General features: G+C 71.2%; 4 protein-coding genes. All 4 read left to right on the top strand.

Annotation, left to right across the window (positions count from 1 at the left end):
- Positions 1–229, top strand: a 229-nt coding sequence (locus tag RCJ92_RS14760; protein WP_446754964.1) for a hypothetical protein, incomplete at its 5' end; no start/stop codon positions are given.
- Entirely contained in the window at positions 230–4,240 is a 4,011-nt protein-coding gene (locus RCJ92_RS14755; protein WP_446754963.1) for an amino acid adenylation domain-containing protein, read from the top strand.
- Positions 4,241–4,294: 54 nt separating this feature from the next.
- Positions 4,295–4,489: an MbtH family protein gene (locus tag RCJ92_RS14750; RefSeq protein ID WP_446754962.1), complete on the top strand. Its 195-nt coding sequence runs from the start codon at positions 4,295–4,297 to the stop codon at positions 4,487–4,489.
- A partial coding sequence (entS, locus tag RCJ92_RS14745) for an enterobactin transporter EntS (RefSeq protein WP_446754961.1) occupies positions 4,486–5,688 on the top strand: 1,203 nt, incomplete at its 3' end. The genes RCJ92_RS14750 and entS, both read left to right, overlap by 4 nt.

Here is a 5,688-nt window from a genome sequence, read left to right as displayed (position 1 = left end):
GCGCGGCCGCGGCTACCGGGCGACGATCTCCCAGGTCTTCGCCAACCCCATCGCCGCGGACCTCGCCCGCCAGCTGACACCGCTGCCGCGGGCCAAGGACGAGCCGCAGGCATCTGCCCCGGCCGCCGTCGGGGAATCGGCGCCAGCCGCCCCGGGCGCCGCAAGGCCCATGATTTCCCTGGACGGGGCCGCCATGGCCTCGCTGACCGACCTGTTGAGAGGAAACTAAGTGACCGCCACCACCGCCGCACCCCAAGCCGAGGAACCGGCGATCATTGACGTGCTCCCGCTGGCGCCGCTGCAATCCGGGCTGCTCTTCCACGCCCTGGCCGACCCGGAGGCGCTGGACGTGTACACCATGCAGTCCACCTACCGCTTTGCCGGACCCGTGGACGTACCAGCCCTGCGAGCGGCCTGCGCCAGCCTGCTTCAGCGCCATCCGATCCTGCGCGCCGGGTTCGCCCACGAGCAGTTCGACGAACCGGTCCAGTTCATCCCGGCCTGGGTCGAACTGCCCTGGCAGGAAGCCGACCTGGCAGGCTGCGCCGAAGCCGAGCGCGAACTCGAGCGCCTGCAGGTGGCCGAACGCCAGCGCAAGTTCTCCATGCACCGTCCGCCGCTGATCCGCTTCGTCTACGCGGCCCTGCCCGGCGGGCAGGGGGCCCTGGTGGTGACCAACCACCACATCCTGCTCGACGGCTGGTCCGACGCCCTGCTGGTCACCGAGCTGCTGGGGCACTACCGGGCCGGGGGACGCGACGAATCGCTGGGCGAGCCGGCCCAGTTCCGCAACTACCTGCAATGGCTGGCCGGGCAGGACGCGGACGCCGCCCGCGCGGTGTGGCGTGACCAGCTCGCCGGGTTGAGCGGCGGAACCCTGGTCGCCCCCGAGGCGGCCGAACGCTCCACCGTGCTGCCGGAGGTCATCGAATCGGACCTGCCGCAGGGGCTGAGCGAAAAGCTCGTCGCCCTGGCCCGCACCGCCCGGGTCTCGATCAACACCGTGTACTCGCTGGCCTGGTCGCTGGCGTTGCGCCGGCTCACCGGCCAGGACACCGTGGTCTTCGGCTCCACCGTCTCGGGCCGCCCGCCGGAGCTGGCCGGGGTGGACGAGATGGTCGGGCTGTTCCTGAACACCGTGCCGGTGGTCACCGAGCTGAACCCGCACACCACGGTCGACCAGCTGCTGCGCCAGGTGCAGCAGCGCCAGGGCGAGGGGCTGCAGGCCCAGTTCGTGGGGCTGTCCACGATCCAGCAGGACGCCGGCATCGGGACCCTGTTCGACACCCTCTACGTCATGCGCAACACCCCGGAGGATGACGCGGCGCTGGACACGCTCAGCCGCGACACCGGACTGCTCGACATCGACGGGGGAGACGCCACTCACTACCCGCTGACCTTCATCGTGCACCCGGGAGACCCCTACCGGCTGATCCTTGCCTACCAGGGCGAGCAATTCGACCAGCCGGCCGCCGCCGGCATCCTGGAATCGGTCATCGACACGCTGACCGCGCTCGCCGCGCATCCCCACGCCGCGCTCGGCCGGGCGCTGGCAGCCACCCCCGCGGCGGGCTCGGCCGCACTGCAGGGACGCGAGCGCCAGCTGCCCGAGCCGTCCCTGATTCAGCTGCTGGAACAGACCGCCGCCGACCACCCGCGGCGCCCCGCCCTGGTGGACGGCCCGGACATCCTTGACTACGCCGGGCTGTGGAAGCAGGTCGCGTCCACCGGCGCGTGGCTGCGCGGGCAGGGGATCGGTCACGGATCCAGGATCGGCATCGGGCTGCCGCGCGGATCCGGGTTCGTGACCGCGATCTTCGCGGTGCTGGCGGTGGGCGCCGCCTACATTCCGCTGGACGCGGCCTACCCGGACGCGCGGGCGGCGAAGATGCTGGCCACCGCCGGTGCCGACGCGGTGCTGCTGGATCCCGGTTCCCCGCGCGATGCCGCGGTGCTGGAGGCCTCCGGGGCCCGGGTGCTGAGACCCGCCGCGCAGGAGATGAATGACATGCCCGCCGCCGTGGAGCTGAACCCCGGCTACTGCCATGCGGACACCGCATACCTGATGTTCACCTCGGGCTCCACCGGGGAGCCCAAGGGCGTGGCGGTGCCGCACCGCGGGCTGGTGAACATGCTGGCCAACCACCGCCGGGAGATCTTCGACCCGGCCATCGCCCGGGTGGGCGAGCGCGCCCTGGTCATCGCCCACACCGTCTCGTTCGCCTTTGACATGTCCTGGGAGGAGCTGTTCTGGCTCATCGAGGGGCATACAGTGCACGTGTTGGATGAATCGCTGCGCCGCGACGCCGCCGAAATGGTCGGCTATCTGCGCGAGCATCGGGTGGATGTCATCAACGTGACCCCGTCGGTGGCCTCCGCGCTGCTGGCCGAGGGGCTGTTGCAGGCCGGGGAGCACCACCCGGCGCTGGTGCTGCTGGGCGGCGAGGCCGTGGGCTCGGAGGTCTGGGACGCGCTGCGCCACGACCCGGTCAGTGAGGGATATAACCTCTACGGGCCCACCGAATACACCATCAACGCGCTGGGCGCCGGCACGAACGACAGTGCCGTGCCGGTGGTCGGCGGGCCCATCGAGAACACCGGCGCGTACGTGCTGGACACCGCGCTGCGCCCGGTCGCCGACGGCGCCCCGGGCGAGCTCTACCTCGCGGGGGACGGACTGGCCCACGGCTACGTGGCGCGCCCGGCCCTGACCGCCTCCCGGTTCGTGGCCAACCCCTACGGGCCGGCCGGAACCCTGATGTACCGCACCGGTGACATCGTCAGCCGGGATCAGGCCGGGCAGCTGCGCTTCCACGGCCGCTCCGACTCCCAGGTCAAAATCCGCGGCTACCGTATCGAACCGGGCGAGGTGCAGGCGGTCATCGCCGCCGACCCGCGGGTGGCCTCCGCCGCGGTGCTGGCCCGGCGCATGCCCCAGGGCAACCTGGCGCTCGTGGGATATGTGGTGCCGGCCCGCAGCCCCGAACAGGACGAGGCGCGGCTGCTCGAGGCGATCCGTGCCCGGGCCCGCCGCGAGTTGCCGGACTACATGGTCCCGGCCCACCTGGTGCCGATCGAGCGGTTGCCGCTGACCTCCAACACCAAACTGGATGTGGCCGCGCTGCCGCTGCCCACTCCCAGCGCCGGGCGCGCCCCGTCCGGGGCCGCCGAGGAAGTTGTCGCCGAGGTGTTCGCCCAGGTGCTCGGGGTGGACTCGGTGCACGCCGAGGACGACTTCTACCTGCTCGGCGGGGATTCGCTCAAGGCCATGCGCGCGGTCTCGCTGCTGCGCGCCCGCTTCGAGGTTCCGCTGAACGTCGGAACCCTGGCCGCGGCCCCCACCGCGGAACTGCTGGCCGCCAAGCTGGGCAGCGGCACCGATTCGTCCTTTGACGTCGTGCTGCCGCTGACCTCCGGCACCGGCGCCGCACCGCTGTACTGCTTCCATCCGGCGGGCGGGCTGGGCTGGAGCTATGCGGGACTGGCGGGGCACCTGGGCAAGGGGCGGGAGATCATCGCACTGCAGTCTCCGCGGCTATCCGGGCCGGCCCCGCGCGACATGGCAGCGTTGCGCGATGCCATGGTGGCCCAGATCCGCCGGCGCCACCCCCAGGGTCCCTACCATCTGCTGGGCTGGTCCTTCGGGGCGCACCTGGCGCACATGGTTGCCGGGGCACTGGGGGCCGCCGGGGAAAAGGTGCTGACCCTTTCGCTGCTGGATGCCGAGGCGGTGACCGCGACCGGCCGGCAAGGCCCGGCTCCGGAGGATGCGACCGGCCTGGAACAGGACGCGCTGAACTTCCTGTTGGCCGGCTCGCTGCGCGAACTGCCCGAATGGCTCACCGCGCCCTACCAGCGCGAGGACGTGTTGGAGTTCCTCGCCGAGGGGGAGGGGATCTGGAGCCACTTCGCCAGCGACATGCTGGAGGCGATCCTTGACTCCTACCGCTACAGCGTCAAGGTGCTCGCGCAAGCCGAATACCGCCAGGTGGCCGCGGATACGCGGCTGTACACCGCCACAATCTCCCGGCACGGGGTGCCGGCCAGCGAGCCGCTGCGGGCGGCCGAGGGCTGGCGGGCCCACGCCGCCGGAGCCTTCGCCCAGCAACTGGTCGAGGCCGGACACCACGACATGACCAGTCCCGCCGCGCTGGGAGCCATCGGCCCGCAGCTGCGCGAAGACTTGGCCGCCGCAGAAGCTCGGCTCCTGAGCAACAACCAGCCGGTCAAGAACCGCTAACCAAGCAATAGCCGCTAACCAATCAATAACCCCCGAATTTCAAGGAGAAACACCATGAATCCCTTCGACCGCGCGGACGGCAGCTTCCTGGTCCTGGTCAACGACTTGGGACAGCACAGCCTGTGGCCCGACTTCGCAGCCGTCCCCGCCGGCTGGAATCAGGTCTTCGGACCTGGTGATCTTCAGGCGGCCAACGCCTATGTCGAGGAACACTGGGCCGACATCACCCCGCGGGAAGCCGCGCGGTGATCGGCTGGCTGCGCCGCCATGCAATCGACTTGGCGCCGCTGCGCAGCAGCCGCTCGTTCTGCCTGATCTTCTGGGGACGTACCGTCTCGATCGCCGGAATCGGGGTTATGGGGGCGGCGGTGCCGCTGCAGGTTTACGAGCTGACCGGGTCTTCGATACAGGTCGCCCTGGTGCTCACCGTGATGGGGCTGTCTGGGTTCGCCGGCGCCCTGTCCGGCGGGCTGCTCGCCGACCGTCTGGACCGGCGCCGGGTCATCCTTGCCGCTCGGACAGCCGCGGTGGCCGGGTTCGCGCTGCTGGCTGTCAACGCCTTTCTGCCCGACCCGCTGCTGGCCGCATTCCATCTGGCGGCCATCGTTGACGGGCTGGCCGGAGGGATCAGCGCCACCGCGCTTTCGGCCACCGTGCCGGGCACCGTCACCGAGGCCCAGCTTCCGGCGGCCAGCGCGCTGATGGCCATCAGCCTGGACCTGGGGATGGTCTTCACCCCGGCGCTCGGTGGGCTGCTCTACGCCGTGATCGGTCCGGGATGGCTCTACCTCTGGGTGATCGCCGCCAGCGTGGTGAGCCTCGGGCTGCTGTGGAAGCTGCCCGCGCTGCGACCCGACCCGCAGGACGCGCCAACCCCACCGGACAGGGAGCAGCAACCCGGAGCGCTCGCCGCGCTGCGCCGCACCCTGGCCACCGCCTGGGCCGATACCCGCCAGGGGCTGGTCTTCGTGGCGCGCGAACGGGTGGTCGGCGCGGTGATGCTGCTGGGCTTCATCCAGCTGCTGTGCGCCTCCCCGTACGTGTTGATCCCCGAATTCGCCGAACGTCAGCTGGGTTTGGGCGCCGAAGCTGCCGGATTGCTGTACTCGGCACCCGCCGCCGGGGCGCTGCTCGCATCGCTGACCAGTGGATGGACCGGACGGGTACGGCATGTGGGGCGGATCCTGCTGCTGGTGCTGCTGGCCTCCAGCCTCGGAGTGCTGGCCCTGGGGCTCGCGCAGTCGCTGCCGCTGGCACTGGCAGCCATGGCGCTGACCGGGGTGGGGGATGTGCTGGCCGAGATCTTCCGTTACAGCATCATTGCCCGGCGCACCCCCGATGCCCTGCTGGGGCGGGTCAGCGCCGCCTGGAGCGCCCAGGGCACCGTGGGCGACACCCTCGGCGGCCCCCTGCTGTCCCTGCTGGCCCGGCTGCTCGGGCCGGGCGGG

Source organism: Glutamicibacter sp. BSL13, assembly GCF_052928425.1.
Note: the sequence above shows the minus strand (reverse complement) of the source record. Positions and strands in the feature narration are given on the sequence as shown.

Bases quoted from the DNA above. Each gene is read 5' to 3' on its own strand.
- RCJ92_RS14750 (WP_446754962.1), top strand. From the start codon at position 4,295: ATGAATCCCTTCGACCGCGCGGACGGCAGCTTCCTGGTCCTGGTCAAC.